This is a genomic window from Providencia sp. PROV024, from assembly GCF_032709665.1.
Lineage (GTDB): Bacteria > Pseudomonadota > Gammaproteobacteria > Enterobacterales > Enterobacteriaceae > Providencia > Providencia huashanensis.
Genome location: NZ_CP120547.1, coordinates 1 through 2683, shown reverse-complemented (window position 1 = coordinate 2683; position 2683 = coordinate 1). Strand labels below are relative to the sequence as shown.

At 41.8% G+C, this 2683-nt stretch carries 2 protein-coding genes; both read right to left on the bottom strand.

Annotated features, from left to right (window positions below):
* Positions 1-134 precede the first annotated feature (134 nt).
* Positions 135-575, bottom strand: a complete 441-nt coding sequence (locus P3L56_RS22565) for a hypothetical protein (RefSeq protein ID WP_015063446.1) — start codon at positions 573-575, stop codon at positions 135-137.
* A gap of 637 nt (positions 576-1212) precedes the next feature.
* A complete protein-coding gene (locus tag P3L56_RS22560; protein WP_012634451.1) occupies positions 1213-1857 on the bottom strand; it encodes a quinolone resistance pentapeptide repeat protein QnrD1 in 645 nt (214 codons plus the stop codon).
* Positions 1858-2683 lie beyond the last annotated feature (826 nt).

The following is a 2683-nucleotide window of genomic DNA, read 5'->3' as shown; positions in this document are numbered from 1 at the left end:
CAACGTCATCTTGTGTCTATCTATTATTCTGTATCTTATTCTATGTATTATTCTACCTATTACAGACGAAATAGATAAAATAAGAGATAGAATAATAGATAGGATAATACATAAAATAATAGGTAAACCTAACGTCAGCGCACCTTTTCTTCGAGCTGTTTTAGCATCGAAATATCACCTAATAACCGTTGATTTTTACCTGTGAAAAAGATGATCGGACTGACATTTGCATTATCAATACTTCGGCTTAACTGAATTCCCATCGCCTGATAATCATCATCGTTTGTGCAATGGTATAACGCTAAAACAAGCTGACATTGTTCTGGAGTTCCGCATTCTATTGCCCAGCGGATCAACTCCGAAAAGGTCAATCCGTTCGGTTTCCAGTGTTTTTTATGCCGTGACGCTAACGCCTTAAATTTTTCACGCCCTTGATTATATTTTTCTGCCCCGATCACCGGATCTTCACAACGAACCCCTTGAACCGGTCGCTTATCAAATGACAATTCCCATAAATTTAATTCTTCGATGTATTCGTAATCTTCTGGCGATGCCAAACGAAATAATTGAGACATAGAGACACCCTCCGATCATGTGTGAACGGAGACAGTATAAGGCTTTCGAGAAATTCCGCTTCCTCGACGTGAAACAAGTTCACGCCTTGCGGCGAGCGTTGCGAATTGAATTTATGAGGTTTACCAAGCTCCAGATGTAACAAAGCCCCGTGACAGCATCACAGGGCTCTGGTACTCTAAATCTTGTGCATTCGTTGCTCAGATTAGACGTCGCAATCCAATCTTAGCAACGTGAGAGGCGCTTGTCACGTTCTCATTAAATACCAGCCAACGACATTAACCCAAATGCACCACTTGATTGACTCGGACTTAGCCCGGTCTCCGAAAGGATAAACAGGCAAATTGTGGTAGTAAAACGTACCGGAAAACGAAATTCCGGCTCTACCTCCGAATCACGCTGCGGTATCGAAAGATTACAGTGCGTACCTGATAAGAGCACCAATCAACGGACTAGGGATTTCTTGGATTGCGAAGTGTCGAAAGAAGCCCAACCTAACCAAACTTAGCCAGATTAACGAGCTAAGAGACCATGACCCAATAACTGATCATGGAGAAAAGCAAAGACAAGATGAAGATGTCGCTTCGCTCCGTTTTGATTAGTACCACATTGGGGCATTAGGCGTTTTTTACCTAGATTTTATCGGTGAACAATAACACCTAAACTCTCAACAAGCTGAAGCGCCTGCTCTCCATCCAACTTCACTCCATCTAAATTAATTCGCCTTGCATCAAGCTCGCCAAGCGCCCCACCCGTTAAATCACAACCAGTAAAATCAGCCAAAGACCAATCAAACGATGAAAACTCCCCACAAGAAAGATCGGAGCCACGAAACACGGCGCCAGTTATCACAGTGCCATTCCAGCGATTTTCCCACAGTTCGCACTTTTCTAATATGACTCTAGAAAAATTAGCGTAACTAAGATTTGTCTTGGTTATATAAGCACTACAAAACCATGACCTTGTAGTTATCATATTCATAAAATTAGCCCCTCGAAAATCAGCTCCTTGAGCTAAACACTCACTAATTTCAAGACCTAAGGCGCTAATGTTTTTAAAATTACTCATTGATAAATCGCAGCTTTTAAAGCTAGCGTTTTTTAGTTTGGCTCTATTAAAATCACACCCTTCCAAGCTATTCCTGTCGTAAAAACTACAATCAACAAATTCAGTATCAGTTAAATCAACCCCTGAAAAATCACAATTTGAAAAGGCAATATTTTTAACTCTATTCCCCGTAAATTGATCTCGTGAAAACTTTTCATTGATAAAGTGCTTTTCCATACATGCTACACCTGGTTATTTATACAGTGCAATCATTGTACATTAATTTGAACAACCTTAAACTCTAGCTAAAATTGATTCATACAATCCCTTTTATGTTAAACGGGCGAGTTAGTTAGCAAAAACCTCCCGTTCATCCCCATTAAAGCCCCTCGAAACGATTTTAAGACACGATCACCCTATAAAACACCCAAATCTACGCTGAAAGTTTAGAACGGTTTTGCGGGCTTCTGAGTGCGTTTTTAACATCGTGCAAACTGACAAGTAAAACGATGCGAAATCGCTGAAAGTCACAAACTTGTTTTGTGGCAAGAAGCGATTTGACCAACCGAGTAAAACGAGGGCGGTAGGCTTTTTGTTTTTATCCTGATGAGCGTCCAGCGAAGAAAGGGAAAAACAGGGGGAGCCGAAACGAAATGACACGCCCCAGCGATGGCAAGTGAACCCCAGTGAACGTGTTTCGTTTTGGGGGCAAAGCCCCCCGTCAAGCGAAGCGTCTGACCACCACATTTTTGAGCGACCAAATACAGGGGCGAAAAAAGGGGGTGGTCAGACGAACGCAGTGAGTTTGACGGGCTTGGGTGAATGGTTTTTTTCGCAGGCGTCCAGCCGAAGAAAATAGCCAGAGGGCGGAGCCTTATGTCATTCATTTTCGTCCAGAAAATGAGTGGCATTGATACTGAAAGTATCATGGGGTGCAAGTTAGTAAAACTATGATTCTACCCATTATTTCACCCGTTATTCTGCCCGTTATACCTAAATTGGGTGCAATAACGGGTAAAGTAATAGGTAGAATAACAGGTGGATTAATGGGTAAGAAATAACA

Coding starts and splice junctions, on each gene's coding strand:
- P3L56_RS22565 (WP_015063446.1), bottom strand. CDS start 575: ATGTCTCAATTATTTCGTTTGGCATCGCCAGAAGATTACGAATACATC.
- P3L56_RS22560 (WP_012634451.1), bottom strand. CDS start 1,857: ATGGAAAAGCACTTTATCAATGAAAAGTTTTCACGAGATCAATTTACG.